The sequence below is a fragment of the Streptomyces sp. NBC_01716 genome, from assembly GCF_036248275.1.
Classification (GTDB): domain Bacteria; phylum Actinomycetota; class Actinomycetes; order Streptomycetales; family Streptomycetaceae; genus Streptomyces.
In genome coordinates this window covers 1310190-1336318 of record NZ_CP109181.1, presented here as the reverse complement: position 1 = coordinate 1336318, position 26129 = coordinate 1310190, and the positions used below count along the sequence as shown (strand labels likewise).

Here is a 26129-nt window from a genome sequence, read left to right as displayed (position 1 = left end):
TAGAGGTCGCTGTCTCACTGCGCCGCCTTTCTGGCCAGATCCGCGGCGGCGGGGGTGGCCTCGCCGCCCTTGTACGTCACGCGCCACAGCGCGGACTTCGCGTCGGAGGTGAAGAAACCACGTCCGTAGTCGAGCACGTAGAGCGAGCCGTCGGGGGCGAACTTCCAGTCCATGAGGTTGCGGATGCCGCTCTCACCGACCGGGATGATCTCCTTCAACGACTCCGCGTGCACGGGCAGTCCGCCCTTGCCCGCGGTCTTGGGGTCGAGTTCCACCGCGTGCCGCGGCTGGGTCTGGTCGTAGAAGTCGCCCACGAACCACTTGCCGTCCCAGTACGAGGGCCAGCTCTCAGCCGTCGCGTTCTCGGCGTCGAACCGGTAGAGCGGACCGTTCATGGTCGCCTGGCCACCGCCCTTGAGCCACGGGAGGAGGTAGGTGGCTTCCGCCGCCTTGTAGCTCGGGATGCCGTTCGCGTCCCGCGGGTAGTCCGGCGCGCCGCCCTGGGGCGAGTACCAGATGGTGTTCCCGGTGATCGGCGGGATGCTGACGAGACCGTCGTTGTTCGGGGACTCGTTCTTCGGCGCGTCGCAGTTGTACCAGCCCAGCGGCTTCGACGGGTCGGGCAGGTTGCGGTCGCGGTAGGGCTGCTTGTTGCCCATGCAGTACGGCCAGCCCTGGTTGCCCGCCTTGGTGATGGCGGCGAAGGTGTCGTACTTGGCCGGGCCCCAGGTGGTGCTCGGGGCGCCCGCGTCGGGGCCGACCCAGCCCGCGTACAGGGTGTCGGTCTTCTTGTCGACGGAGATACGCGCCGGGTTGCGCACACCCATCACATAGATCTCGCCGCGGGTCTTGCCGCCGCCCTCGGCGGTCTCCTCACCGGTGAAGAGGTTGCCGTCGGGCAGGGTGTACGTGCCGTTGTCCTCGGGGTGGATCCGCAGGATCTTCCCGTTGAGGTTGTTGGTGTTACCGGCAGTACGGCGCGCGTCGGCGAAGGAGACGCCCTTGTAGTTCGGCTGCGGGTTGTTGCCCGAGTAACCGTCGCTGAACCCGGAGGAGTTGTTGTCCCCGGTCGCGATGTAGAGGTTGCCCTTGGAGTCCCACGCCATGCCGCCGCCCGCGTGGCAGCAGCTGTTGATCTGCACCGGCCAGCCCAGCAGCTTCTTCTCGCTGGCGAGGTCGAGCTTGTTGGTCGCGAGGTCCAGCGTGAACCGGGAGACACGGCGCTCGGCCATCCGGGTGTCACGGTTGATCTCCGAGTGGGGTGTGTAGTGCAGATACACCCAGCCGTTGGTCATGAAGTCGGGGTCCAGCTCGATACCGAGCAGGCCCTCCTCGTTCTTGACCAGCTCGTCGCCGCCGCCCTTGTTGCCGAAGATGGTCAGGCCGCCGGCCTTGGTGACCTTCTTGGTCTTCGGGTCGTAGACGTGGATCTGGCCCTCGCCCTTGCCGATGTCCGGGTTGGCCCAGTCGGTGACGACGGGCTGGGTGTTGTCGCCGCCGCCGCGGCCGATGTAGAAGACGCGGCCGTCGGGCGCGACGACGGTGCCGTGCGGCTCGCCGATCTGGTCCGACTCGCCGGGCTTGTTGGGCTGGGTGACACGCTCCGCCGTGTAGTTGGAGGTGATGCTCGCCTTGCAGTCGGCCCGCGAGGTGCGCGTGGTCCACGCGAGGGCGCCGCGCAGGTGGTCGCGGAAGTCGGTCTCGGCGTACGAGTCGACGGTGGCGCCCATGCCTGTGTAGAAGGAACGGCCGCCGTCGTAGTCACGGCACCAGGAGATCGGGTGGTCCGCGCCGTTGGCGCCCTCACCCGGCTTGTAGGTGCTCTCCCGGAGGCGGGCGACGGTGTGCACGTCGCCGGTCGGGTTCTGGTCCCAGTTGAACCATTTGTCGGAGCGCTTCCACTCCTTCGGCAGGTTCTTGGTCGCGGGGTGCTGGCGGTCGCCGACCTCGACGGTCGCGCGCTGGACCGTGTCCGGGCTCGCGTCGTCGGGACGGGCGCCGATCAGTCCGGTGAACCACTCCGAGTACGGCTCGGTGCGCGCCGCGTCCCGGATGCCGAGGAAGCCTCCGCCGGCTTCGACGAAGGCTTCGAGTCCGGCCTCCTGCTCGGGATCCAGCACATCGCCGCCGCCCGTCAGGAAGACAACCGCGTTGTACTTGCCCAGCTTGGTGGCGTTGGTGAAGACCGAACCGTCACCGTTGGTCTCGGTCTTGAAGCGCTGGGCGGCCGGGCCGGTCAGGCCGATCTTCTCGATGGCCTCGATTCCGGCGTTGACGATCGGGGACTCTTCCGACGTCGAACCGTAGAAGACGAGTACCTTCACGTTCTTGCCGCCGGGCGGCGAAGGAAGGGACAACGTTGTCGACGGCGGCTCGGGGTACGGACCCGCCATGGCGTTTCCGCCTAGCAGAGTAGCGGCCATGGTGCCGGCCACCACGGCCGCGGCCATTGCGCGCCGGGATCTTGACCGGCGATGTGGTACGCGCTGCATGTGTTCACCCACCCATCTTTGGTCACAGCAACAGGCGTGAAGCTAGACCTCTTTGGGCGGTGAGCCAAGAGGTATCACCACAATGGAACTAACTTTGTCCTGAGTGTGGATAAACGAAGATCTCCGAGCTACCGTGTGGCCGTCCCGGGGCTTCACTGTGTCCCGAAAATCTCAGCACCGCATGTGGGGAGTTCGGCATGGCGATGGACAGACGGAGTTTCAACCGGCGCCTCATGGCCGGCGGCGCGGTCGCGGCAACTGGGGTGACATCGTTGTCCGTTGCCTCTGCCTCTTCGGCGGCGCCTGCGCCGAACGCCGTCACGGCGGGCCCGGAACGAGCGCCGGCCGGCGGCAAGGTGCACCACCTCACCATGGTGGCCGAGCGGTTGGGCACGGGGAAGATCGGCTACGGCTTCGAGAAGGGCAAGGCGACCGTCCCGGGCCCGGTGATCGACATCGTCGAGGGCGACACGGTCCACATCGAGTTCACCAATCTCACGGACGTCGACGCGAGCCTGCATGTGCACGGTGTCGACTACGACATCGCCAACGACGGCACCCGTCTGAACAAGAGTCACGTTCCGCCGGGCGGGAAGCGCACCTACACCTGGCGTACGCACAAGCCTGGCAAGCGGGCCGACGGCACGTACCGCGAGGGCAGCGCCGGCTACTGGCACTACCACGACCACGTCGTCGGCACCGACCACGGCACGGGCGGCATCAGGCAGGGCCTTTACGGTGGTCTGGTGGTCCGCCGAGAGGGTGACATCCTCCCCGACAAGCAGTTCACGATCGTCTTCAATGACATGCAGATCAACAATCTGCCGGGTGCTCAGAGCCCCAACTTCGAGGCCACGGTGGGTGAGCGACTCGAAGTCATCATGATCACGCACGGCGAATTCTACCACACGTTCCATATCCACGGTCACCGCTGGGCCGACAACAGGACCGGCCTGCTCAGCGGGGCCGGTGACACCAGCCGGATCGTCGACAACAAGATCACTGGACCGGCTGACTCCTTCGGGCTCCAGATCATCGCGGGCGAGGGCGTCGGCGCGGGCGCGTGGATGTACCACTGCCACGTACAGAGCCACTCGGACCAGGGCATGGCGGGGCTGTTCCTGATCGCCAAGCCCGACGGCACGATTCCCGGGTACGAGCCGCATCACCCGGCGGCGAAGAAGAGCGCGAAGGGCGCGAGCGCGCAGGGTGCCGCCGCGCAGGGCGCACACGCGGGTCACTGACGCGCGGGGGCTTCATCGGGCGCCGGACGGGCCGGTACACACCCGTCCGGCGCTCTCGCGTCGTACACATGCGAGGGTCCCGGATCGGTAGCAGACTCGGAGAGGAATCGTACGGGGGGTCTCTCTGAGGAGCCGTGATGCTCACCACCCGTTATGTGCAGGGTTCACCGAACTGGGCAGATCTCGCCACACCCGACATCGAGGGTGCGAAGTCCTTCTACGGAGGTGTTCTCGGCTGGGACCATGTGTCGGCCGGCCCCGAATTCGGCGGCTACGGCATGTTCCAGCTGAACGGGAAGACGGTCGCGGGGGCCATGCAGCTCCCCGTCGAGCAGGCGCCCCCGTCCTGGACCCTCTACCTCCAGACAGCCGATGCCGACGCCACCGCCACGGCCGTGCAGGACAACGGCGGCCGGGTCGTCAACGAGCCGATGGACGTCCGGGACCTGGGGCGGATGACGATGTGCTCCGACCCGGCCGGAGCCGACTTCGCCACCTGGCAGCCGGGGACGAACAGCGGCCTGGAGGCCGTCGACGGTCCCGGCAGCCTCTGCTGGGCCGAGCTCACCACCCCGGACAAGGATGCGGCCACCGGCTTCTACGGCTCCGTCTTCGGCTGGGAGTCGAGCACCATGCCGATGCCGGGAGGCGGCGGCGAGTACACGATGGTCCATCCGGCGGGCAAGGGCCCGGAAGGCATGTTCGCCGGGATCGTCCCGAGCGAGGCCGATCCGACCTCCGACACGACGGGGCCGAACTGGCTCCTGTACTTCGGTACGGCCGACTGCGATGCTGCGGTGGCGAGTTCGGACCGGCTGGGCGGTACGACCGTCCAGGAGCCCACGGACATCGAGGGCGTCGGCCGTTTCGCCGTGGTGCACGACCCGTACGGCGCACGCCTCGCGTTCATGCAGGGCTTCGCGCAGGACGCGTGAGCGAGTCGGGCCGGAAATCGCCCCTCGGACGGCCCTCATCAGGTCGTTGATCGAATGTTTATGGCCACCAGGCACCGTGTGCGCCATGCAGATCGATGCAATGAAAACCCTCACCGGCATCACCGGGCGCACGGGACAGGAACTGGCCTGGCAGGAGAACGCCCTGTGCGCCCAGACGGGGCCCGAGTTCTTCTTCCCGGCCCCCGGCTCGTCCACCCGCGAGGCCAAGCAGCTCTGCGGTGCCTGTGAGGGGCGGCGCGAGTGTCTGGAATACGCCCTGGACAACGACGAGCGCTTCGGCGTGTGGGGCGGGATGTCGGAGAAGGAGCGCGAGCGGCTGCGCCGCTCCGGTCCGGCCCGTACCGGAGCGGCTTCGGCCACGTCCGAGACCGCCTGAGCCGGGCGGCTGGAAACGCGTCGTCGTCGCCTCCGCCGAACGGGACGGAGACGACGACGATGAGGGTGCGCCGGTGAGGAAGAGACGGGTGCCGGACTTCGGGCCGTACGCCGTGCGGGGTGTACGGCCCGCGGCCTGTCACCCGCGGGGAGCTCTGCCTCGTGGGGCACGTGATGAATCCGTGCCGCCCGTCGCCGGACCGGCCCGGCGGGGTCAGCCGGCGGCGCGCGCGGCCATCCGGGCCTTGCGGGCGGCGAGCTTCTCGTCGAACTTGCTCGCTTCGGTGTCGAGCCCGCCCATGTACATGCCGAGCTCTTCCTGCGCCTTGAGCCCCTCGGGGCCCAGCCCGTCGATGTCGAGCACCTTCAGATAGCGCAGCACCGGCTGGAGCACGTCGTCGTGGTGGATGCGCATGTTGTAGATCTCGCCGATCGCCATCTGCGCGGCGGCGCGCTCGAAGCCCGGCATACCGTGCCCCGGCATCCGGAAGTCCACGACCACGTCGCGCACCGACCGCATGGTGAGGTCCGGGGCGATCTGGAAGGCCGCGCCGAGCAGATTGCGGTAGAAGACCATGTGCAGGTTCTCGTCGGTGGCGATACGGGCCAGCATCCGGTCGCAGACCGGGTCACCCGAGTGGTGGCCGGTGTTGCGGTGCGAGACACGGGTCGCCAGCTCCTGGAAGGCTACGTACGCGACGGAGTGCAGCATCGAGTGCCGGTTGTCCGACGTGAAGCCGTCCGACATGTGCGCCATCCGGAACTGCTCCAGCCTGTCCGGGTCGACGGCGCGCGACGCGAGCAGATAGTCGCGCAACACGATGCCGTGCCGGCCCTCCTCGGCGGTCCAGCGGTGCACCCAGGTGCCCCACGCGCCGTCGCGGCCGAAGAGGCTGGCGATCTCGTGGTGGTAGCTGGGGAGGTTGTCCTCGGTCAGCAGGTTCACCACGAGGGCGACCTTGCCGAGGTCGGTCACCTTGGACTGCTCCGCCTCCCAGGCCGTGCCGTCCTCGAAGAAACCGGGGAAGTTGCGCGCGTCGGACCAGGGCACGTACTCGTGCGGCATCCAGTCCTTGGCGACCTTGAGATGGCGGTTGAGTTCTTTCTCCACCACCTCTTCCAGTGCGTACAGCAGTCGGGCGTCTGTCCACGCCTCCGAACTGCCGAGATGGGGAGAGGTGAGTGTCACGGATGCTCCTGGGGACGGGAGTGGTACCTACGGGTTCGTAGGTTACGTGACCGTAGGTTAAGGGCGCGGTAAGCCACGAGCCAAGACCGGAGTCGCGATACTCACTTATCCGCGGTTGGATGCCCTTTTACGTGTGGTTATGTGAGCGGTTCGCGGGGCTGTAGGGAGCCGTACCGAGAGACAGGTCACGCCCCCAGATCCCGCCGGAGGTACTCCGCGGTGAACGACTTGGGGTGGCGCAGCAGTTCGGCCGGTGTTCCCTCGAAGACGATCTCGCCGCCGTGTTTTCCGCCGTCCGGGCCGAGGTCGATCACCCAGTCCGCGCGTTTGACCACATCCATGTTGTGCTCGACGCAGATCACCGTGTTCCCCGCGTCCACCAGCCGGTCGAGCAGCGCCAGCAGCGTGCCCACGTCCGCCATGTGCAGCCCGGTGGTCGGCTCGTCCAGGACGTACACGCTGCCCGTACGGTGCAGTTGGGTCGCCAGTTTGATGCGCTGGCGCTCCCCGCCCGACAGGGAGCTCAGTGGCTGACCGAGCGTCAGATATGTGAGCCCCACGTCGTTCAGGGTCCGCAGCTTGCGCAGCAGTCCCCGGTCGCCGCCGAACTCCTCGAAGAACGGGATCGCCTGAGCCGCCGTCATGTCCAGCACGTCCACGATGGACCTGCCGCCCACCCGGAGCGCCAGTACGCGGTCGTTGAACCGCCGCCCCTCGCACACTTGGCAGACCGTCGTCACCGGGTCCATGAACGCGAGGTCGGTGTAGATGATCCCGCGCCCCGCGCACGCGGCGCAGGCGCCGGAGGAGTTGAAGCTGAAGAGGCCCGGCCCGACGCCGTTCTCCTTCGCGTACACCTTGCGGACGGTGTCCATGGCGCCGAGGTACGACACCGGCGTGGAGCGCGACGAGGCCGTGATCGCGCCCTGGTCGATGACGATCGCGTCCGGGTGGGCGGCGGTGAAGACCCGCGAGACCAGCGTCGACTTGCCCGACCCCGCGACACCGGTCACGGCCGTCAGCACCCCGGCGGGGAACCGTACGTCGATGCCCTTCAGATTGTGCAACGCGGCTCCCCGCACCGGCAGTTGGCCGGTGGGGGCGCGGAAGGTGTCCTTGACGGGGGTACGGCTCACGAGATGCCGGCCGGTGAGGGTGTCCGAGTCCCGCAGCCGTTCCACCGTGCCCTCGAACACCACCTGTCCGCCGTCCGCGCCCGCCCGTGGCCCCATGTCGACGACATGGTCCGCGATGGCCACCACATCCGGGTCGTGCTCCACCACCAGCACCGTGTTGCCCCGGTCGCGCAGCCGCCGCAGCAGATCGTTCAGCCGTCCCACGTCGCGCGGGTGCAGACCCACGCTCGGCTCGTCGAAGATGAAGGTCAGCCCCGTCAGCGAACTCCCCAGATGGCGCACCATCTTGAGCCGCTGCCCCTCACCGCCGGAGAGCGTGGTCGTCTCCCGGTCCAGGCTCAGATAGCCGAGCCCGATCCCCACCAGCCGGTCGAGCCGCTCACGCGCGGCGGCCGCGATCGGCGTCGCCACCGGGTCGTCGATCGCCGCCAGTACGCCCACCAGGTCCCCGACCTCCATCCGGGTGTAGTCGGCGATGTTCAGGCCGTCGATACGGGTCGCGAGCGCCGCCTCGTTGAGCCGCGCCCCGCCGCACGCGTCGCACACCCGCTGCGCGGTGAACCGGCTCGCGGCCTCCCTGCGCTTCTCGGACAGGCTCGCCGTGTCCCGCTTGAGGAAGAGCCGGGTGAAGCGGCCCACGACACCCTCGAACCGTACGTCCGCCGCGCCCGTCCGCAGCTCCAGCCTGACGGTGAAGTCGCCGCCGTACAGCAGCAGTCGGCGCTCCTCGGCGGTGTACTGGTCGATCGGCTTGTCCGGGTCGAAGTGCCCCGAACCGGCGTACAGGCTCCACTCCCAGGTGCCCACCGAGAGCCCCGGCAGCAGCAGCGCGCCGCCGTTGAGGGACTTCGACCAGTCGACCGCGCGATCGAGGTCGAGCCGTACGACCCGCCCCACGCCGTCGCACTCCGGGCACATGCCGGACGGGTCGTTGAAGGAGTACGCGGTGGCCGCCCCCGCGCTCGGCGTGCCGTACCGCGAGAACAGCACCCTGATCACCGAGTAGATGTCGGTCATCGTGCCGACGGTGGAACGGACGTTGCCGCCCACCGGCTTCTGGTCGATGACGATCGCCACGGACAGGTCGTCGATCGCCTCGACGTGCGGCCGCTCGTACTTGGGCAGCCGGTTCCTGATGAACGTCGTGAAGGTCTCGTTGAGCTGGCGCTGCGACTCCACGGCGATGGTGTCGAAGACGATCGAGGACTTGCCGGACCCGGAGACCCCGGTGAAGACGGTGATCCGGTCCTTGGGAATGGTCAGCGAGACGTCCCTGAGGTTGTTCTCACGGGCGCCCACGATGGTGATGTTTCGAGGCATGGGCCCGAAGCTAACCGGGAATCCAGACAACTACTGTCCGGATTTCCGCCCGGCCTCTGGTTCGTGTTTCGACCCCCGGGGACGGCCGTTACGAGGCCGTCCCCGCCCGTACCTCCTCCACCGTCGTGTCACGCAGCTCGCCGTCGAGAACCAGCCACCGCGTGATGCCGATCGACTCCAGGAACGGCAGGTCGTGGCTCGCCACGACCAGGGCGCCCCTGTACGCCCCCAGCGCCGCCGTGAGGGCGCGCACGCTCGCCAGGTCGAGATTTCCCTGACCCGTTGACGCCGACCAGACCGGTCCTGCCGAGACGGCCAGTTGGCGATCGTCGGTCGGGCTCCCCCTCCAGCACGGGCGTAAGGACACGCTGGCCGGTGCCTCCGCAGGCACGCAGCCCGCGCCCGCGATGCCTGGTCACACACGCTCGGACAGTTGTCTCCATGAGTGGGAGTCAGCGGCTGGCGCCCTCCGGCCACAGAACCCGGACCGGGGTGCCGATCCGCTCGGCATAGGCGACCACGTCCGCCGTCCCCCCGTACCCCCATGCCGGTTTTCCGTCCCACACCGCGAGGAGTTCGTCAGACAGGCCGACGAGGATCTCTGATCCCGCCTGGTGGGCCTCAGAGGTCGAGTCGTCCATGCCGGTCTCGTGAACATCCGCGGCGCTGCCGATCAGCTCGTCGTACGTGGCGCGGTGCCACTCTGGCAGCCCATCGCGGTACGCGGCGGCGGGAACGACGACCTCAAGGCACCCTCCGTGCTTCAACACGGCCTCGGCGAACCAGGCATCCGGGCCGTCCGCGATGCAGGAGACGCCGACCAACTCGGCGGCGCCGAAGCCGCTCACAGCCTCGTCCAGCATGACCCGCACGCGCTGCTCCACGTCCTCGCTGAGCCCGCGGTGACCAGTGATCCCCACCCGCATGCCTGTCCTCCTACAGGTAGACGCCGTGTAGGCGCTCATCGAATTCCCGCACCACTTTGGGCGGCGCGGTGGTCGTGAGGTTACGGCGCACTGCGCGGGCCCGCTCCACGATCCGCCCGGACCGGTACTGAAGGCCGGTGTCCAGAGCACGACCGGCGAGCGCGAACGCGGCCTCGACCCGTCCACCGGCTAGATGCCCGGCGGCGATATCGAGCACGAGGAGCGCGTGTTGCTTCGCGTGCCCAATGGGCAGTGCGTCGACATCGTCCGAGAGGACCCATTCCGGAAGCCCGAGTCGCGCTCCACAGGTGACCCGGCACGCGGCTACCTTCGCTGGGTCGAAGGTGAACACCCACGGCCACGGTGGCGGCTCCTCGGGCAGGGCCTCGGCCGCCGCGCGGCTCGCAGTCAATGCCTTGTCCGCCGCGCGCCGGTTACCGGCTGCCGCGTGGGCGAGTGCCTCCACAGACGTCAGCCACGCATCCGCGACTGGCGGACGACGGTCTCCGAGCACCCGCCGCGCCCTGCGGGTCAGGTTCAGGGCCTCGGCCGCATTGCCCGCGTGGGCCTCGAACTGAGCCAGACTTCCGGTCTGGTAAGCGGTCAGGAGCGGGTCAGCGGCCGACCGGGCAGCCTTGACCGCCGAGCCGTACCAGGTGCGCGCTGACCCGTTGTCACCCATGTCCCATGCCAGCCATCCGGCGAGGCTCGCCGCCTCGCTACCGACAGCGGCGAGGCGACTGCGGTCGCCGTCACCCGAGGCGGCGCCGGTGATGTTCTGGATCAGCCGCATGTGCGACCGTACGGCCTCGGCGAGATCGCGGGACGGCGTGGAGCCGTCGAGCCGTCTGTACGCCGACGTAGACAGCCGCAGCGCGGCAGCCTGACCGCCTCCCGCGTCGGCCTTGTCCGGTAGTGCAGTCAGTACCGGCTTCGCCGCTGTCGCAGCGAAGCCGCCGAGGAACTTTCGTCGGTCCAAGTCGTCGTCACCGTTCGACTGACCCTGTGGGCGGCCATCCGCGAGTCCCACCAGCGCCGGCGGAATGCCCAGATGCGCGGAAGCTGCTGCCAGGATGTCCGTGCTGTATGTAAGAGTGCCGCGCTTCTCCAGCCGGGAGACGGCCGATTGCGAAAGACCGATCACCTCGCCCAACTGGGTCTGAGTCATGCGCCGGTCCTGCCGGACAAGTTCGATGACCTTGCCGTAGTCCCCGGTCCGGGACGCACCCCGGACCGTCGCCGCCTGCCAGTTCACGGCACACCCCCACGCTACGAGCCCATACGGGACCGAGCGCCTGCCCGTACCCGCTTGGTGCATATCTGTATGCGGCTGCCGCATGCGTGATGGTCCCACAGCTCTCCGTGATTGTTGACTGGCTGTCAGGACAGCAACAGCCCAACACCACCGGCAAGTTCTGGACCAGGTGCCCGTCCTTCCCTCCGGGAGGGACGGCGTCGAGTCCAGCCAACGCGAGCGTGAGGCCGCGATGATGACCATGACCGCAAGACGCCCCGCGGCATCCACCACACCCCGGACGCGTCCCCGCAGTACAGGCCATGCCGGCTGCGCCGTAGGCCTGGCCGGCCTGCCCCCAGGCGCAGCCCTCGGCCTCGCCCGGAGCGCACCACTTCGCCGATTCCTAGGCATACGCGAACGTGACGAAAGGAACAGGTCATGATCCTTCCGGCCCCCACGGCCGCCGTGGACTGGACCGCGCTGCGAAACTTCGCAGCCCTGCGTGGGCAGCTCAGGGTCTCCCTGACCCCGAAGTGCAATGAAAAGTGCTGGTTCTGCCACAACGAGGGAGACGTACCACCGCCCTTCACGCATCTGAACCGCCAGGCGCGTCCTCGCGAGCGCGAGATGACCGCCGAGGACTTCCTGAACATCCTGCGCGGGCTGATGAGTGCCGGGCTCAAGCGGGTGTACTTCACCGGCGGAGAACCCCTCATGTCGCCTCTGGCACGGCCGGTTCTGACCCAGCTTCCCGGACACGGACCGGACGCGAACTACACCCTGATCACGAACGGAACCTTGGTCCGCACGCATCAGGAGTGGCTTTCCACGACCGCCCTGGACAAGGTGAAGGTCTCCCTTCACTACTTCTCGGACGAGTCGCTGAAGGCCATCGCGAACACCCGCATCGGCATCGCGACCATCCTCGACGGAATCGAGGCCGCCCGCGAGATATTTCAGCGGGTAGAGCTGAACACGCTGGTACAGCGGGAGAACGCACACGAGCTGCACGACATCCTGGCCTTCGCGCTCGACCGGCGCATGTCCGTGCAGTTCATCGAACTGGTAGACACCAACTTCAACGCGGACCGGAAGGGCTCCGCGATCGGCGCCCAGGGCATCATCGACCACCTGCGCACCCTTACCAGCGACGAGGAGATCGAAGTCTCCGGAGTCGGGCAAGGGCGGCGGGTCTTCCGGATCGACGGCATCGAGGTCGACGTCATCCATCGTGAACTCGGCCGTCACCACGTCGGCCAGTGCGGTACCTGCCCCGTCAAGCCGACGTGCGTGGAAGGCTTCTGGTCGCTGCGCGTTGACCACGCCGGCGGTGTTCAGCCTTGCCTGCTGCGGGACGACCTCCGCATGGACGTGCGTCCCTTGCTGGCCGAACCGGAGGCGATCCCGGCGGCTGTCGCCCATCACGTCTCCGCCTTCACCGAAGGCACCCTGTGAGCCCCTTGCGCGCCCCGTACATCCCTGGGGCAGACGGTGGACGCCGAGGGCCGTTCGTGGTCCTGGAGGGCGTCTCAGGCGTAGGCAAGTCGACGCTCACCCGCCTCCTGGCCAGGCGGCTGGAGGCCGCGGCGATCCACACCCTCACCGACCCGCACACCGGCTGGTCCGACGTGATCAACCGGGGACTTCGGCCGCTGCCGCAGTTCGCCTTCTACCTGTCCGGTCTCCTGCACGTCTCCGACGCCGTACGGCAGTTCCTCAGCACAGGGCCTGTGGTCGCAGACCGGTACGCCTCCTCTGTCGCGGCCTGCCACGCGGCCGTCAACGGCGTCGGCTTGGACCAGGTGAAAGACCTGATCGCGCCGTTCCGGCCGTATCTGGTCCTGCCCGAGGCCACGTTCTACCTGGTCAGCTCCGATCGTGCGCTGAAGGAGCGGATGGGCGCCAAGAAGGACGTGAAGCAGGACGACACCGACCTGTTCGGCGTTCCCGGCCGCCTCCATGCCCTGCGGGCGAACTTCGCGGCTGTCGCCGAAGAAGACCCGAGCGCGGTCCTGCTCCCCACGGACGGCCGGAGTCCGGACGACCTGTCCGACATCATCGTCAAGCACCTGGAGGAGCGGCGTGCTTAACCCGATCGATACCGATGCCGTCATCCGTGACGGCCGTGTCGCCGGCGTGTTCCCAGGTGAGATCCATGAAGGGGTGGCCTGGTGGGTCGCCTCGTGCTTCGTCGTGGTGAGCCGCACCGGGCAGCTGGCCGTAGCCCACGACGGGCACCCCACGACGGCAGAGTTCCACCGCAGGTTCTGCCGCGGGGCCATCAACGCAGAGCACTGGGGATGCCAGGTGGCAGACCTCGGCACGGCCGGCGAATCCCAGCTTCTGCGCGCGATGACGAGCCTCGGGGCGATCCCCGGCGCCAGGCTGTCCACCGGCGTGGAGGGCGGACGGAAGATCGTCACCATCCGCCTCTACGACGCGGACGGGCAGCCGGTCGACGAGGAAAAAGGCCTGGCCAAGGTGCGGGAGATGATCGCCTCGGACCGTGCTCCGAGGCCGGTGAATGATCAGGCCAAGGGCCGCATCATCGAGCGTCGCGATCTGGTGGAGTCGCCGTGATCGACGCGGCCGAAGTCATCCGAAACGAGACCAGCATCCTGTTCGTCACCCTCGATTCCCTGCGCTACGACGTCGCCCGCGCGGTCATGCGCGCCGGTCAGACACCGCGCCTGGCCAAGCTCCTGCCGGGCGGGGCATGGGAAGAACGCCGCACTCCCGGCACCTTCACCCTCCCCGCGCACATGGCCTTCTTCTCCGGCTTCCTGCCCAAGCTCCCACAACCCGTACAGCCGCCCCGGCTGTGGGAGTGCCGCCCGCCCGCGTTCAAGACCGTCGACCAGGGCACCTTCGTCTTCGACGCGCCGAACCTCCTCACCGGGCTCGCGCAGCACGGATACCGCACCGTGTGCATCGGCGGCGTGACGTACTTCTCGCGGGAGACCCCGCTCGGGTCGGTATTGCCCGGCATGTTCCACGAGGACCACTGGCGGCCCGAGTTCTGCTCCCCGGAGCCGGACTCCACACGGCATCAGGTCGCTCAGGCCCTCGTCATCGCCGAGCAGTACCCCAGCCGGCCGCTGTTCCTGTTCGTCAACGTCTCCGCCACCCACGTGCCCCACGGGCACTACACCGGTGACAGCAAGGACTCCTGGCAGTCACAGGCCGCCGCGCTCGCGTACGCGGACGAACACCTCGGCCATCTGGTCGACGGGCTGACCCGAACGAAGAGATGGCTGATCATCATGTGCGCCGACCACGGCGACGCCTTCGGCGAGGACGGCTACCACGGCCGCGGCATCGCTCACCCGAGCGTGCTCAACGTGCCGTACGCAGCCCTGTTGTCGGAGTAGGCGGCTACGATCACGGGCCATGACTACAGCAACCCACCGGGGGGCGCGGTGCGACGCCTCCGTCATCGTGGCCCATGACGCGGACGGTGAGATTGCCGTGCTGACCTCCGAATTCCCCCAGCACGGCGGCGAATTCGTATTCCTGCCCGGGGGGCGCCGGGAGCCCGGCGAGACACCGGAAGAGTGCGCACGGCGCGAGCTGTGCGAGGAAGCCGGCGTCACCGCAGAAACCTGGCGCCCCCTCGGCTCGTACGCCATCACCCTCGACTCCACCGCCCGCATCCATCTCTTCCTCGCCGAAGAACTCACCTGCGGCCCTCAGCGGCTCACGCCCAGCGAAGCGGACTTCAAGCTGATGTGGTGGCCCATGGCCGACGCGATCCAGGCCGTCGCCGACGGACGCTTCCTGCTTCAGGGCGGCCCGCTGGCGCTACTGCTGGCCCAGTCCGTCCTCTGAGCCCTACTGGTCGAGAGTCTGACGGAGCAGTGGAGGAAGCTCACGCCGAGGGGGACAAACCAGCCTTGGTCGAGCAGGAGGTGCGCCGTCTTGAGGGGCAGACATAGGCCGAGTCCAGTGCACCCGTGACGATACAGCCCGCCTGGTCGAGTGCGGTTTGCTGCGCAAGCAAGCCGGTGGCTGCTTCACTGCGGCCCTGTGGCCTGGTTCGGCGAGGCCGCGGCGTAATGACGCGCCCCAAACCGCCGCGGTTGCGGGGGCTCGCAATGCTGAGCGGACGTTGCCGCCCACCGGTTTCTGGTCGATGACGATCGTCACGGACAGGTCGTCGATCTGGGAGGCCCCTACGAGGCCGTCCCCGCCCGTACCTCCTCCACCGTCGTGTCACGCAGCTCGCCGTCGAGAACCAGCCACCGCGTGATGCCGATCGACTCCAGGAACGGCAGGTCGTGGCTCGCCACGACCAGGGCGCCCCTGTACGCCCCCAGCGCCGCCGTGAGGGCGCGCACGCTCGCCAGGTCGAGATTGTTCGTCGGCTCGTCCAGCATCAGCAGGCGCGGCGCCGGCTCGGCGAGCAGCAGAGCGGCGAGCGAGGCGCGGAACCGCTCACCGCCCGACAGCGTCCCGGCCGGCTGGTTCGCCCGCGCGCCCCGGAACAGGAAGCGGGCGAGCCGCGCCCGGATCATGTTGTCCGTGGCGGCGGGCGCGAACCGTGCGACGTTCTCCGCCACGCTCAGCGCGTCGTCCAGGACGTCGAGCCGTTGCGGCAGGAAGCGCGTCGGCACCAGCGAATCGGCCTCGCCCGCGACCGGCGCCAGCTCCCCGGCGACCGTCCGCAGCAGCGTCGTCTTGCCCGCCCCGTTCCGGCCCACCAGCGCGATCCGCTCCGGGCCGTGGATCGCGAATTCGCCCTTGGCCCGCGCCCCGTACCGCAGCTCCAGCTCGCGCAGGCGCAGCACGCCCACGCCGGGGTGGACCTCGGTGGCCGGCAGTTCGATCCGGATCTCGTCGTCGTCACGCACCGCCTCCACCGCCTCGTCGAGCCGTTCCCTGGCCTCCGCGAGCTTCGAGGTGTGCATGATCCGGTGCTTGCCCGCCGAGACCTGCGCCTGGCGTTTGCGCTCCTGCATGATGGTCTTCGGCTCGCGCTTGGTGTCCCACATCTTCTGCCCGTAGCGCTTGCGCCGGGCCAACTTGACCTGGGCGTCGGCCAGTTCACGCTTCTGCCGCTGCACATCACCCTCTGCGACGCGCACCATCCGTTCCGCCGCCTCCTGTTCGACGGCCAGGGCCTCCTCGTACGCGGAGAAGTTCCCGCCGTACCAGGTCACCTCGCCGTCCCGGAGATCGCCGATCCGGTCGGCCAGATCGAGGAGTTCACGGTCGTGGCTGACCATGACCAGCAAGCCGGACCAGCCGGCGACGGCCTCGTGGAGCCGCCTGCGCGCGTACAGGTCGAGATTGTTCGTCGGCTCGTCCAGCAGCAGCACCGCGGGACGGGCCAGCAGCAGCGCCGCCAGCCGCAGCAGGACGCACTCGCCGCCCGACACCTCGCCGATGGTCCGGTCGAGGCCGACATGGCCGAGTCCGAGCTGGTCGAGGGTGGCGCGCGCCCGTTCCTCGACGTCCCAGTCGTCGCCGATCAGGGCGAAGTTCTCCGCGCTCGCGTCGCCCGCCTCGACGGCGAGCAGCGCGGCGCGGGTGTCGGCGATGCCGAGCGCCTGGTCGACGCGGAGAGCGGTGTCCAGTACGGCGTTCTGCGGGAGATGGCCGATCTCGCCCACCGCGCCGGTCCTGCCTTCGGTGGGCGTGAGTTCACCCGCGATCAGCTTCAACAGGGTTGATTTCCCTGACCCGTTGACGCCGACCAGACCGGTCCGGCCGGGGCCGACCGCCAGATGGAGATCGTCGAACACGACGGACCCGTCCGGCCAGGCGAAGGAGAGCGCGGAGCACGTGATCTGCGGGGAGGCGGGGGAAGTTGGCATACGGGTCTCCTGGCTGTTGCGAAGGGATGCGAGGCAACGGTGGGAGACACCGGCGTGGGGCACCGGGGAGGGACGGCTCGACAGCCGAGGTCGCACGCGGTGCGCGCGGTCAGGGAGCCGCGCGGCACGGTGTCTCAGGGGACCTCAGAAGAGCAACGTCCTACTCCGTTCGGCGACAACAGGACTGCTGTGCACCGTACGAGGGGACGGCCGCGGGAAGCAACGCGTTTTTACGGCCGGGCGGCCTTACGCGGCTTCACGCCTCGGCGGCGGGGTTCAGCAGGCGTCGCGCAGCAGCTCGGCGACGTCGTGGTCCAGATCGAGATACAGATGCTCGCGGCCGACGGGGACGACACCCAGGGAGCGGTCGAGGAAGCGCCGTACCTCCGAGGTGCGGACATGGACCATCGCGACGCCTTCGGGGGCGTGGAACTCCAGCACCGTACGGTCGTAGCCGAACGGCCGCACCCGTACGTCACCGAGCCCGGCCGGCTCGTCCATGCCGACCGTCAGCAGCTCCCGGGAGAACGCCCAGGACACTTCGGTACCCTCCAGCGTCGCCGTGGGCGGGAACGCCATCTGTACGGCGAAGGGATCCCCGCCGTCGTAGCGCAGGATCGCGGGAACGGTCTCCAGCTGTGGCGCCGAGGCGACCAGCCGGGCTTGCAGGTCCTGCTCGATGACGGTGGACAAGGCCAGCTCCCCTTTGCGCGGCTCGGGCGGATGAGTGTCTTCCGCTACAGGGAAAGACGACGCAACGCGCTGAAGAGTGCTCGGTGAACGGCGTGAGCTACGTCACCGTTTTTCCTACTCACGGGTCGGTGCCCATGGCACCGCCCGACTCCGGACGAAACGGTCGCGGCCCCTGCGCGGCACTACCCTTGACGCACCATGACGACGATCAGGACACCCGCCGACGAGGCCGAAGCCAGGGCGATCCAGGACGAGTTGCGCGAACTGGTCGTGCTCGACGAAAAGGGGCCGGAGCCCGGGACCGGGTCGGTGACCGGGGTCGACGTCGCGTACGACGACGACCGCGACATCGTCGCCGCGGCTGCCGTCGTTCTCGACGCGGCCACTCTCGCCGTCGTGGACGAGGCGACCGCCGTCGGCCGTGTCACCTTCCCCTATGTGCCGGGCCTGCTCGCCTTCCGCGAGATCCCGACGGTCCTCGCCGCCCTCGAGGGCCTGACGTCGGACCCGGGACTGGTCGTCTGCGACGGTTACGGCCGCGCCCACCCCCGCCGGTTCGGACTCGCCGCCCATCTCGGGGTGCTGACCGGGCTGCCGGTGATCGGTGTCGCCAAGAACCCCTTCACCTTCTCGTACGAGCAACCCGGCCCCCGGCGCGGCGAGTTCGCACCGCTGGTGGCCGACGACGGCGAGGAGGTGGGCCGGGCGCTGCGTACCCAGGACGGTGTGAAGCCCGTCTTCGTCTCCGTCGGCCACCGCACCGGCCTCGACACCGCCTGCGCGCACACCCTGCGGCTGGCCCCGGACTTCCGCGTCCCGGAGACGACCCGCCGGGCGGACGCGCTGTGCCGCCGGGCGCTGCGCGAGGCGGTGGAGGCGACGCGCGGAGATTGATCCGGCGCGGAGCGATGAGTTTCGGGCGGGGCCCCGGTCTGTCCCTCGAAGGGATACGAGCGCGGCGGCCCGTGCTGGGGGCGGGCCGCCGCGTTCCCATGACCCTCGCCGTCCGACCCTCGCCGTCTTCTAGCGTGAGTGCGCGACCCGGAAGACCATCCCGGCCGACCGCAGCCGTTCCAGCAGCGCGTCACCCATCGCGGCGGCCGTCGTGACCTGCCCCGACGTCTTGGGAAGGTCGTCGAAGGCCAGGCTCAACGCCACCTCCGCCAGCATCTTCGCCGTCTCGTCGTAGCCCGGGTCGCCGCCCGAGACCTCGGTGAACACCCTGCGTCCGCCGCCCTCGCCCACGAACCGCGCCGTGAACCAACTGCCGCTCCTGCGTGCCTCGTCAGGCCCGGTGCCCGGCTCGAAGCGGTTCATCAGGGCCCGCCGCACCGCCGGTATCCGCGCCAGCGCCGCGCCGGTACCCGCCGCCACCGTGCCGCCCAGCGCGACCGGCAGCGTCTTGACGCCGACGAAGTGCCGGTAGCGGAAGTCGGGGCCGTACCGGGGCAGCGCCGCAGCCGAGCGTGCCACCACCCGCGCGTCCAGCGTGGGCAGCGGCAGCGCCCAGAGGCCCGTCTCCTTGCTGAAGTGCGGCGTGCCCAGCGGCCCGACGGCCCGCCGCCCGACCAGCCGGGGCTCGTGCAGCCGCCGCAGCTTCGCCGCCTCCATGCTCTGCCGGCCGCGGCTGAGCGCGTTCAGGGCCGTGGCCAGGGTCCCGCCGGAGAAGAACGCGTTGGTGCGGACGAACCCGTCGATCCGCAGCGGCACATCCGCGGGCAGCTGGTTGACCGTGAAGTACGCGCCCAGATCGTGCGGTACGCAGTCGAACCCGCAGGCATGCACCAGCCGCGCCCCGGTCTGCCGGGCCCGGTCCTCGTACGCCACATACATCCGGTCGACGAACTCCGTCTCCCCGGAGATGTCCGCGTAGTCCGTCCCGGCCTCCGCGCAGGCGGCGACAAGGCCCTCCCCGTGCCAGACGTACGGGCCGACGGTCGTGGCGAGCACCTGCGTGGACTCGGCGAGCGACCGCAGGGACGCCGGATCGGTGGAGTCGGCCACCAGCAGGGAGAGGTCCGCGCAGCGCGGGGCGATGCCGGCCAGCCGGGCCCGCAGCTTCTCCAGCCTGGCCCGGTCGCGGCCCGCTATCGCCCATCGGCAGCTCGCAGGCGCGGTCAGGGCGAGATATTCGGCCGTGAGCGTTCCGACGAAGCCTGTCGCCCCGAAGAGCACTATGTGGTACGGGCGTTCTGCGCCGTTCTGCCTGTTCATCCAGTCCTCGCAGTCGAGCCGGGCCGCTGTCGGGGCCGAAGGCTAGCGCCTGGCACCACCGGCCGGGGGAGGGGGTGACCCGCGCGGGGCGCCACACGGGTGCGGGTGTCCGCCACGGGTGTCCGCGCGGGACGTCATTTCGTGGAAGTCTGCGACCATCGAAGGAGAACAAGCGCTTGCTTGCCGAGCGGCCCCGGCGGGGCTTGTGCGGAGCGGTGGGCGTTTCTAACATCATTGCTGTTACATCGTTGGTGTCACACTGCTGGGGGCTCACCATGACAGCGACAGCGAACGGCCGCCGCTCCGAAGGACCGGCCGCGAACGGCCCGCTGGCGGGCGTACGGGTGGTCGAGCTGGCCGGTATCGGGCCCGGCCCGTTCGCCGCCATGCACCTGGCCGACCTCGGCGCCGACGTCGTACGGGTCGACCGGCCGGGCGGCGCGGGGCTCGGGATCGACCCGCGGTACGACCTCATGAACCGCAACAAACGCTCCGTACTCCTCGACCTCAAGGCCGACGGCGGACCCGCCCAGCTCCTCGACCTCGTCGAACGCGCCGACGTCCTCATCGAGGGCTACCGGCCGGGAGTCGCCGAACGCCTCGGCATCGGCCCCGACGACTGCCTCGCCCGGAACCCCCGGCTGGTGTACGGCCGGATGACCGGCTGGGGCCAGGAAGGCCCGCTCGCTCAGCGCGCCGGACACGACATCGACTACATCGCCGTCACGGGCACGCTGTCGATGTTCGGCGAGGCCGGCCGGCCGCCCACCGTCCCCGCCAACCTCGTCGGCGACTACGCGGGCGGCTCGCTCTACCTCGTCATCGGTGTCCTCGCCGCCCTCCAGCACGCGCGCACCCCCGGCGGCGCCGGCCAGGTCGTGGACGCGGCGATCGTCGACGGCGCCGCGCATCTGACCACGATGATCCACGCGATGACGGCGGCCGGCGGCTGGCAGGACCGGCGCGGCGCGAACCTGCTGGACGGCGGCGCTCCCTTCTACGGCAACTACGAGACGGCGGACGGCGAATACATGGCCGTCGGCGCGCTGGAGCAGCGGTTCTACAACGAGTTCATCGAGCTGCTCGGCATCAAGGACGATGTCCCCGCCCGCAAGGACTTCGCCCGCTGGGACGGACTGAAGGCGGCGATCACCGCCCGCTTCAAGGAGAAGACCCGCGCCGAGTGGACGGCCGTCTTCGATGAGTCCGACGCCTGTGTGGCGCCCGTACTGTCGCTGCACGAGGCCCCCGCCCACCCGCATCTCGTGGCCCGCGGCACCTTCACCGACCACGCGGGCATCACCCAGCCGGCCCCCGCGCCGCGCTTCTCGGCCACGCCCACCTCCGTACGGAGCGCGCCCGCGCTGCCGGGGGCGGACACCGAGTCGATCGCCGACGACTGGGACGTACCGAGCATCCGAAGCGCCATCCAGGGCACCGCCGGGACCAGCACCTCCAACGACTGACGAAAGGCCGCTGACGTGAGCACCGAGGCGTATCTGTACGACGCGATCCGCACCCCGCGCGGTCGCGGCAAGGCCAACGGTGCGCTCCACGGCACCAAGCCGATCGATCTCGTCGTCGGTCTGATCCACGAGATCCGCGACCGGTTCCCCGGTCTCGACCCGGCGGCGGTCGACGACGTCGTCCTCGGCGTCGTCAGCCCCCTCGGCGACCAGGGCTCCGACATCGCGCGGACCGCCGCCGTCGCCGCCGGACTGCCCGACACCGTCGCCGGCGTCCAGGAGAACCGCTTCTGCGCCTCCGGTCTCGAAGCCGTCAACCTGGCCGCCGCCAAGGTCCGTTCGGGCTGGGAGGACCTGGTCCTGGCCGGCGGCGTCGAGTCGATGTCACGCGTCCCGATGGGCTCCGACGGCGGCGCCTGGGCGATGGACCCGATGACCAACATCCGTACGGGCTTCGCCCCCCAGGGCATCGGCGCCGACCTGATCGCCACCATCGGCGGCTTCACCCGGCGCGACGTGGACGAGTTCGCCGCGCTGTCGCAGGAGCGCGCGGCGGCGGCCTGGAAGGACGGCCGGTTCGCCCGCTCCGTCGTACCCGTACTCGACGTCAACGGACTCACTGTCCTCGACCACGACGAACACCTGCGCCCCGGCACCACGGCCGACTCGCTGGCCGCCCTCAAGCCCTCCTTCGCGCAGATCGGCGAGCTCGGCGGATTCGACGCGGTGGCGCTCCAGAAGTACCACTGGGTCGAGAAGATCGACCACGTCCACCACGCGGGCAACTCCTCCGGCATCGTGGACGGCGCGTCCCTCGTCGCGATCGGCTCGAAGGAGACCGGCGAGCGGTACGGCATGCGGCCCCGCGCCCGGATCGTCTCGGCCGCCGTGTCCGGCTCCGAGCCCACGATCATGCTCACCGGCCCCGCGCCCGCGAGCCGCAAGGCACTCTCCAAGGCCGGACTGACCATCGGCGACATCGATCTCGTGGAGATCAACGAGGCGTTCGCCGCCGTCGTCCTGCGCTACGTCGCGGAGATGGGGCTCTCCCTGGACAAGGTCAACGTCAACGGCGGCGCCATCGCGCTCGGTCACCCGCTCGGCGCCACCGGCGCGATGATCCTCGGCACCCTCGTGGACGAACTGGAGCGCCAGGAGAAGCGGTACGGCCTCGCCACGCTCTGCGTCGGCGGCGGCATGGGAGTCGCCACCGTCGTCGAACGCGTCTAGGTCCTGTCCGGCGGGTCTTCGTGGATCAGCCCGGGGCGTCCGGTGCGGTGCATCGCAAGGCGGAGGATCGTCCTCGTACTGGGTGTACGTGGACGAGTCCGACAACGCGGCGAGGTGCCGTGCCGGGCGTTCCGGGCCCGCGAAGATCCGTCGGACAGGACCTAACGTCCCCCTCCGCACGGGCCAACACCCCACGCATCTCTACGGAGCAGCCGCATGAGCGAGTCCACCACCATCCGCTGGGAGCAGGACGGGACAGGCGTCGTCACCCTCGTCCTCGACGACCCCGCCCAGTCGGCCAACACCATGAACCAGGCCTTCCGGACCTCCGTCGCCGCCGTCGCGGAACGCGCGGAGGCAGAGAAGGACAGCATCCGCGGCATCATCGTCACCTCCGCCAAGAAGACCTTCTTCGCCGGCGGAGACCTCAAGGACATGATCAAGATCGGTCCTGGCGACGCCCAGCAGGCGTTCGACGTGAGTCTCGCGGTCAAGCGCGCCCTGCGCACCATCGAGACGCTCGGGAAGCCCGTCGTCGCGGCCATCAACGGCGCGGCCCTGGGCGGCGGTTACGAGATCGCCCTCGCCTGCCACCACCGGATCGCGCTCGACGCGCCCGGCTCGAAGATCGGCCTGCCCGAGGTCACGCTCGGCCTGCTGCCCGCGGGCGGCGGCGTCACCCGTACCGTACGGCTCCTCGGCATCTCCGACGCGCTGCTCAAGGTGCTGCTCCAGGGCACCCAGTACTCGCCGCGCCGCGCGCTGGAGAACGGCCTCGTCCATGAAGTCGCCGCCACCACCGAGGAGATGCTCGACCGGGCGCGCGCCTTCATCGATGCCCACCCCGAGTCGGCGCAGCCCTGGGACGTCAAGGGCTACAAGATCCCCGGCGGTACGCCCTCCAGCCCCCGCTTCGCCGCGAACCTCCCCGCCTTCCCGGCCAATCTCAGGAAGCAGACCGGCGGCGCGCCCTACCCCGCCCCCCGTAACATCCTGGCGGCCGCCGTCGAGGGCTCACAGGTCGACTTCGAGACCGCGCAGACCATCGAGGCCAGGTACTTCACCGAGCTGGTCACCGGGCAGACCGCCAAGAACATGATCCAGGCGTTCTTCTTCGACCTCCAGGCGGTCAACTCGGGCGCCAGCCGCCCCCAGGGCATCGACAAGCGCCCGGTGCGCAAGGTCGCCGTCCTCGGCGCCGGGATGATGGGCGCGGGCATCGCCTACTCCTGCGCCCGCGCCGGGATCGACGTCGTCCTCAAGGACGTCACGGCCGAAGCGGCGGCCAAGGGCAAGGCGTACTCGGAGAAGCAGCTGGCCAAGGCGGTCTCCCGGGGCCGTACGACCGAGGCCGGCCGCGACGCGCTGCTCGCGCGGATCACGCCCACCGGCGACGTGGCCGATCTCGCGGGCTGCGACGCAGTCATCGAGGCGGTCTTCGAGGACACGGCGCTCAAGCACCAGGTCTTCCAGGAGATCCAGGACGTGGTCGAGCCCGACGCGCTGCTGTGCTCCAACACCTCGACGCTGCCCATCACTGCCCTCGCCGACGGCGTCACCCGGCCGCTGGACTTCATCGGCCTGCACTTCTTCTCACCCGTCGACAAGATGCCGCTCGTGGAGATCATCAAGGGCGAGAAGACCGGCGACGAAGCGCTCGCGCGCGCCTTCGACCTGGTGCGGCAGATCAAGAAGACGCCGATCGTCGTCAACGACTCCCGTGGCTTCTTCACCTCACGCGTCATCGGGCGGTTCATCAACGAGGGCGTCGCGATGGTCGCCGAGGGCATCGAGCCCGCGTCCGTCGAGCAGGCGGCGGCCCAGGCGGGCTACCCGGCCAAGGTCCTCTCCCTGATGGACGAGCTGACGCTCACCCTGCCGCGCAAGATCCGTAACGAGACGCGGCGCGCGACCGAGGAGGCGGGCGGCACCTGGACCCCGCACCCGGCGGACGTGATCATCGACCGCATGGTGGACGACTTCGGCCGTCCGGGACGAGGCGGCGGCGCCGGCTTCTACGACTACGCCGATGACGGCAGCCGCGTCGGCCTCTGGCCGGGTCTGCGCGAGCACTTCACCAAGCCGGAGGTGGAGGTGCCGTTCACCGATCTGAAGGAGCGGATGCTCTTCTCGGAGGCGCTGGACTCCGTGCGGTGCCTGGAGGAGAACGTCCTGACGACGGTCGCCGACGCGAACATCGGCTCCATCATGGGCATCGGCTTCCCGGCCTGGACCGGCGGCGTCCTCCAGTACATCAACGGGTACGAGGGCGGCCTGCCCGGCTTCGTCGCGCGGGCGCGCGAGCTGGCGGGGACGTACGGGGAGCGGTTCACGCCGCCCGCGTCGCTGGTGGCGAAGGCGGAGCGGGGCGAGACGTACCACGACGCGTAGAGGCCAGTGCCGCGGGCCGCCTCACCCGTCGGTGAACGCGGCCCGCAGCTCCTCCTTCAGCGACCGCTGGAACGCGGTGACCAGCGCCTGCACGACCATCGGCTGCATATGGGCGGACAGCGACTTCATGGCCGCCACCCGCTGCGGATCGGGCTCGCTCTCCTTGTACGGATTCTCGTCCCGGAAGAGGCGCGACAGCTCGTGCGCGGCCGAGCGGGTGTGCTCCAGCAGGACCGTACGGGCGGCGAGGATCGTCTCGTGCGCGATGGGCACGTCGAGCAGCTCGACGCCGAGGCGCAGCAGGCCCGGATCGAGCCGGTAGTGCCCGGGGGAGTCGGCATGCGCCAGCACGCCCATCGCCGCGAGCCGGTCCACGTCCTCGCCGGAGAGGACCCGCCCGGCGCGCCGCTCCAGCTCGGCCCGCGTCGCGTCCTCGGCCGAGTCCGGCGCCCAGGTCGCCACCAGTGCCCGGTGGATCGCCAGGTCGTGCGCGCTCAGATCCGCCGGCAGCTGCTCCAGATACCGCTCGATGGCCGCGAGGGTCATGCCCTGGTGCTGAAGCTCCTCGATGAGCGCGAGCCGCGAGAGATGCTCCCGGCCGTAGCGGCCGACACGGCGGGGGCCGATCACCGGGGGCGGCAGCAGACCACGGGTGCTGTAGAACCGGACGGTACGCACGGTGACCCCGGCGCGGGCGGCCAGCTGGTCGACGGTGAGAGTCGGCTCCTGGGACGCGTCGCTGTCCGCTCCGGCCTCTGTGTCCATACCGACAGTATTGCTGTCTCACCACTGGTGCGAAAGGCGGACGAGGGCCGCGAGTACCCGCCCACTCAGCCTGTCGGGGCCGGGATGGGCCGTCCGGCCTCCCAGAGCGCCGCCACGTGCCCGGCGAACCGGTCGTACAGACCGTCGTCCCCGAGACGCCGGAGATGCAGCATCGGTGACTCGTGTCCGAGGAGGCTCGAAAGGTGTGGCGTCACCAGCATCTCGTCATCGAAGATGAAGACGCTCAACGCGACGTGGTCGTCGGAGAACCGGGCGTCGATTCCGCCGTGGCCCTCGATCTTGCTCAGGGCGTCCAGGGTGATGCGGATGCGTGTTCCGACGGTGAGGGGGACTCCTTCGACCGCTTCCCGGCGCCGGGTGATCTCGGAATCCGGATCGCCCACGAGGAAACGTACGCCGCACCCGGAAGCGGCTTTCGCAGCCAGCCGTTCGGGCAGCCGCCGATGCTCCTGCCACACAAAGTAGTTGGTGTATCCGGCGAAGGTGATGTTCGCCGACGCACCGTCAATAAGACGCGCCCACACCGATGTCGGGCAGGCATTGCGGTACGGGTAGGCCGCGACGATCTCCCGGTCGGGCCCGGTTTTCACGGCACTCCGAATCGCCCTGGGCCACAGCACGTCGGCACTCACTCCCAACAACTCCGCCACGTCGTCCC

Annotated in this window: 22 protein-coding genes and 1 pseudogene; 12 read left to right on the top strand and 11 right to left on the bottom strand. The window is 69.5% G+C overall.

The features are described 5' to 3' along the window. Window positions 1-14 precede the first annotated feature (14 nt). Complete coding sequence (locus tag OIE74_RS05720; RefSeq protein WP_443076035.1) at window positions 15-2423, bottom strand: ThuA domain-containing protein; 2409 nt, start codon at window positions 2421-2423, stop codon at window positions 15-17. Window positions 2424-2695: 272 nt separating this feature from the next. Between OIE74_RS05720 and OIE74_RS05715 the strand changes: the two genes are divergently transcribed. From OIE74_RS05715 to OIE74_RS05705, 3 genes are all read left to right on the top strand, one after another. Then, on the top strand, window positions 2696-3736 hold the full coding sequence (locus OIE74_RS05715; protein WP_329392180.1) for a multicopper oxidase domain-containing protein: 1041 nt from the start codon (window positions 2696-2698) through the stop codon (window positions 3734-3736). Between the two features lie 137 nt (window positions 3737-3873). After that, a complete protein-coding gene (locus OIE74_RS05710) occupies window positions 3874-4671 on the top strand; it encodes a VOC family protein (RefSeq protein WP_329379056.1) in 798 nt (265 codons plus the stop codon). Window positions 4672-4756: 85 nt separating this feature from the next. Further along, entirely contained in the window at window positions 4757-5068 is a 312-nt protein-coding gene (locus tag OIE74_RS05705; protein WP_443076034.1) for a WhiB family transcriptional regulator, read from the top strand. A gap of 213 nt (window positions 5069-5281) precedes the next feature. Here the strand turns inward: OIE74_RS05705 and OIE74_RS05700 are convergent, their stop codons facing one another. The 5 genes and pseudogenes from OIE74_RS05700 to OIE74_RS05680 all read right to left on the bottom strand — a co-directional run bounded on the left by OIE74_RS05700 (window position 5282) and on the right by OIE74_RS05680 (window position 10893). After that, entirely contained in the window at window positions 5282-6256 is a 975-nt protein-coding gene (locus tag OIE74_RS05700; RefSeq protein ID WP_329379054.1) for an acyl-ACP desaturase, read from the bottom strand. A 185-nt stretch (window positions 6257-6441) separates the two neighbouring features. After that, window positions 6442-8712, bottom strand: a complete 2271-nt coding sequence (locus OIE74_RS05695; protein WP_329379052.1) for an excinuclease ABC subunit UvrA — start codon at window positions 8710-8712, stop codon at window positions 6442-6444. An 88-nt stretch (window positions 8713-8800) separates the two neighbouring features. Next, window positions 8801-8983 (bottom strand): annotated as a pseudogene (locus OIE74_RS05690) (ABC transporter ATP-binding protein); the annotation flags it as partial. 181 nt (window positions 8984-9164) lie between these two features. Continuing rightward, a complete protein-coding gene (locus OIE74_RS05685) occupies window positions 9165-9638 on the bottom strand; it encodes a hypothetical protein (protein ID WP_329379050.1) in 474 nt (157 codons plus the stop codon). Between the two features lie 10 nt (window positions 9639-9648). Next, a complete protein-coding gene (locus OIE74_RS05680; RefSeq protein ID WP_329379049.1) occupies window positions 9649-10893 on the bottom strand; it encodes a helix-turn-helix domain-containing protein in 1245 nt (414 codons plus the stop codon). A gap of 420 nt (window positions 10894-11313) precedes the next feature. On the opposite strand from OIE74_RS05680, the gene OIE74_RS05675 reads away from it, so the two are divergent. From OIE74_RS05675 to OIE74_RS05655, 5 genes are read left to right on the top strand one after another with little or no spacing between them, the layout of a single operon-like run. After that, window positions 11314-12330 carry a radical SAM protein gene (locus OIE74_RS05675; protein WP_329379047.1) on the top strand — a complete coding sequence of 339 codons (1017 nt, stop codon included), beginning with the start codon at window positions 11314-11316 and terminating at the stop codon, window positions 12328-12330. Between the two features lie 56 nt (window positions 12331-12386). Continuing rightward, the gene (locus OIE74_RS05670; protein ID WP_329379045.1) at window positions 12387-12965 is read left to right on the top strand and encodes a dTMP kinase; all 579 of its coding nucleotides are present in this window, start codon (window positions 12387-12389) and stop codon (window positions 12963-12965) included. Beyond that, window positions 12958-13455 carry a hypothetical protein gene (locus tag OIE74_RS05665; RefSeq protein WP_329379043.1) on the top strand — a complete coding sequence of 166 codons (498 nt, stop codon included), beginning with the start codon at window positions 12958-12960 and terminating at the stop codon, window positions 13453-13455. Before OIE74_RS05670 ends, OIE74_RS05665 begins: the two co-directional genes overlap by 8 nt. Next, window positions 13452-14246, top strand: a complete 795-nt coding sequence (locus OIE74_RS05660; RefSeq protein ID WP_329379041.1) for an STM4013/SEN3800 family hydrolase — start codon at window positions 13452-13454, stop codon at window positions 14244-14246. Before OIE74_RS05665 ends, OIE74_RS05660 begins: the two co-directional genes overlap by 4 nt. Window positions 14247-14265: 19 nt before the next feature. Further along, complete coding sequence (locus OIE74_RS05655; protein WP_329379039.1) at window positions 14266-14703, top strand: NUDIX hydrolase; 438 nt, start codon at window positions 14266-14268, stop codon at window positions 14701-14703. 344 nt (window positions 14704-15047) lie between these two features. Here the strand turns inward: OIE74_RS05655 and OIE74_RS05650 are convergent, their stop codons facing one another. Both OIE74_RS05650 and OIE74_RS05645 read right to left on the bottom strand, forming a co-directional pair. Next, the gene (locus OIE74_RS05650) at window positions 15048-16691 is read right to left on the bottom strand and encodes an ABC-F family ATP-binding cassette domain-containing protein (protein WP_329379037.1); all 1644 of its coding nucleotides are present in this window, start codon (window positions 16689-16691) and stop codon (window positions 15048-15050) included. Window positions 16692-16967: 276 nt separating this feature from the next. Then, a complete protein-coding gene (locus OIE74_RS05645; RefSeq protein WP_329379035.1) occupies window positions 16968-17384 on the bottom strand; it encodes an SsgA family sporulation/cell division regulator in 417 nt (138 codons plus the stop codon). 198 nt (window positions 17385-17582) lie between these two features. Between OIE74_RS05645 and OIE74_RS05640 the strand changes: the two genes are divergently transcribed. After that, a complete protein-coding gene (locus OIE74_RS05640; RefSeq protein ID WP_329379033.1) occupies window positions 17583-18278 on the top strand; it encodes an endonuclease V in 696 nt (231 codons plus the stop codon). A gap of 129 nt (window positions 18279-18407) precedes the next feature. On the opposite strand, the gene OIE74_RS05635 is transcribed toward OIE74_RS05640, so the two are convergent. Continuing rightward, window positions 18408-19598 (bottom strand): saccharopine dehydrogenase family protein, encoded by a 1191-nt coding sequence (locus OIE74_RS05635; protein WP_329379031.1) that lies wholly within the window; start codon window positions 19596-19598, stop codon window positions 18408-18410. 386 nt (window positions 19599-19984) lie between these two features. Between OIE74_RS05635 and OIE74_RS05630 the strand changes: the two genes are divergently transcribed. The 3 genes from OIE74_RS05630 to OIE74_RS05620 all read left to right on the top strand — a co-directional run bounded on the left by OIE74_RS05630 (window position 19985) and on the right by OIE74_RS05620 (window position 24685). Next, window positions 19985-21064 carry a CaiB/BaiF CoA transferase family protein gene (locus tag OIE74_RS05630; RefSeq protein WP_443076340.1) on the top strand — a complete coding sequence of 360 codons (1080 nt, stop codon included), beginning with the start codon at window positions 19985-19987 and terminating at the stop codon, window positions 21062-21064. 15 nt (window positions 21065-21079) lie between these two features. Then, a complete protein-coding gene (locus tag OIE74_RS05625; RefSeq protein ID WP_329379027.1) occupies window positions 21080-22294 on the top strand; it encodes an acetyl-CoA C-acetyltransferase in 1215 nt (404 codons plus the stop codon). A gap of 216 nt (window positions 22295-22510) precedes the next feature. Further along, window positions 22511-24685: a 3-hydroxyacyl-CoA dehydrogenase NAD-binding domain-containing protein gene (locus OIE74_RS05620; protein WP_329379025.1), complete on the top strand. Its 2175-nt coding sequence runs from the start codon at window positions 22511-22513 to the stop codon at window positions 24683-24685. 21 nt (window positions 24686-24706) lie between these two features. Here the strand turns inward: OIE74_RS05620 and OIE74_RS05615 are convergent, their stop codons facing one another. Further along, the gene (locus tag OIE74_RS05615; RefSeq protein WP_329379023.1) at window positions 24707-25450 is read right to left on the bottom strand and encodes a MerR family transcriptional regulator; all 744 of its coding nucleotides are present in this window, start codon (window positions 25448-25450) and stop codon (window positions 24707-24709) included. 65 nt (window positions 25451-25515) lie between these two features. Continuing rightward, window positions 25516-26061 carry a DUF5919 domain-containing protein gene (locus OIE74_RS05610; protein WP_329379020.1) on the bottom strand — a complete coding sequence of 182 codons (546 nt, stop codon included), beginning with the start codon at window positions 26059-26061 and terminating at the stop codon, window positions 25516-25518. Window positions 26062-26129: the final 68 nt, after the last annotated feature.

Coding starts and splice junctions, on each gene's coding strand:
- OIE74_RS05715 (WP_329392180.1), top strand. CDS start 2,696: ATGGACAGACGGAGTTTCAACCGGCGCCTCATGGCCGGCGGCGCGGTC.
- OIE74_RS05695 (WP_329379052.1), bottom strand. CDS start 8,712: ATGCCTCGAAACATCACCATCGTGGGCGCCCGTGAGAACAACCTCAGG.
- OIE74_RS05615 (WP_329379023.1), bottom strand. CDS start 25,450: ATGGACACAGAGGCCGGAGCGGACAGCGACGCGTCCCAGGAGCCGACT.
- OIE74_RS05675 (WP_329379047.1), top strand. CDS start 11,314: ATGATCCTTCCGGCCCCCACGGCCGCCGTGGACTGGACCGCGCTGCGA.
- OIE74_RS05710 (WP_329379056.1), top strand. CDS start 3,874: ATGCTCACCACCCGTTATGTGCAGGGTTCACCGAACTGGGCAGATCTC.
- OIE74_RS05705 (WP_443076034.1), top strand. CDS start 4,757: ATGCAGATCGATGCAATGAAAACCCTCACCGGCATCACCGGGCGCACG.
- OIE74_RS05720 (WP_443076035.1), bottom strand. CDS start 2,423: ATGGCCGCTACTCTGCTAGGCGGAAACGCCATGGCGGGTCCGTACCCC.
- OIE74_RS05630 (WP_443076340.1), top strand. CDS start 19,985: ATGCACCTGGCCGACCTCGGCGCCGACGTCGTACGGGTCGACCGGCCG.
- OIE74_RS05650 (WP_329379037.1), bottom strand. CDS start 16,691: ATGCCAACTTCCCCCGCCTCCCCGCAGATCACGTGCTCCGCGCTCTCC.
- OIE74_RS05640 (WP_329379033.1), top strand. CDS start 17,583: ATGACGACGATCAGGACACCCGCCGACGAGGCCGAAGCCAGGGCGATC.
- OIE74_RS05620 (WP_329379025.1), top strand. CDS start 22,511: ATGAGCGAGTCCACCACCATCCGCTGGGAGCAGGACGGGACAGGCGTC.
- OIE74_RS05685 (WP_329379050.1), bottom strand. CDS start 9,638: ATGCGGGTGGGGATCACTGGTCACCGCGGGCTCAGCGAGGACGTGGAG.
- OIE74_RS05635 (WP_329379031.1), bottom strand. CDS start 19,598: ATGAACAGGCAGAACGGCGCAGAACGCCCGTACCACATAGTGCTCTTC.
- OIE74_RS05655 (WP_329379039.1), top strand. CDS start 14,266: ATGACTACAGCAACCCACCGGGGGGCGCGGTGCGACGCCTCCGTCATC.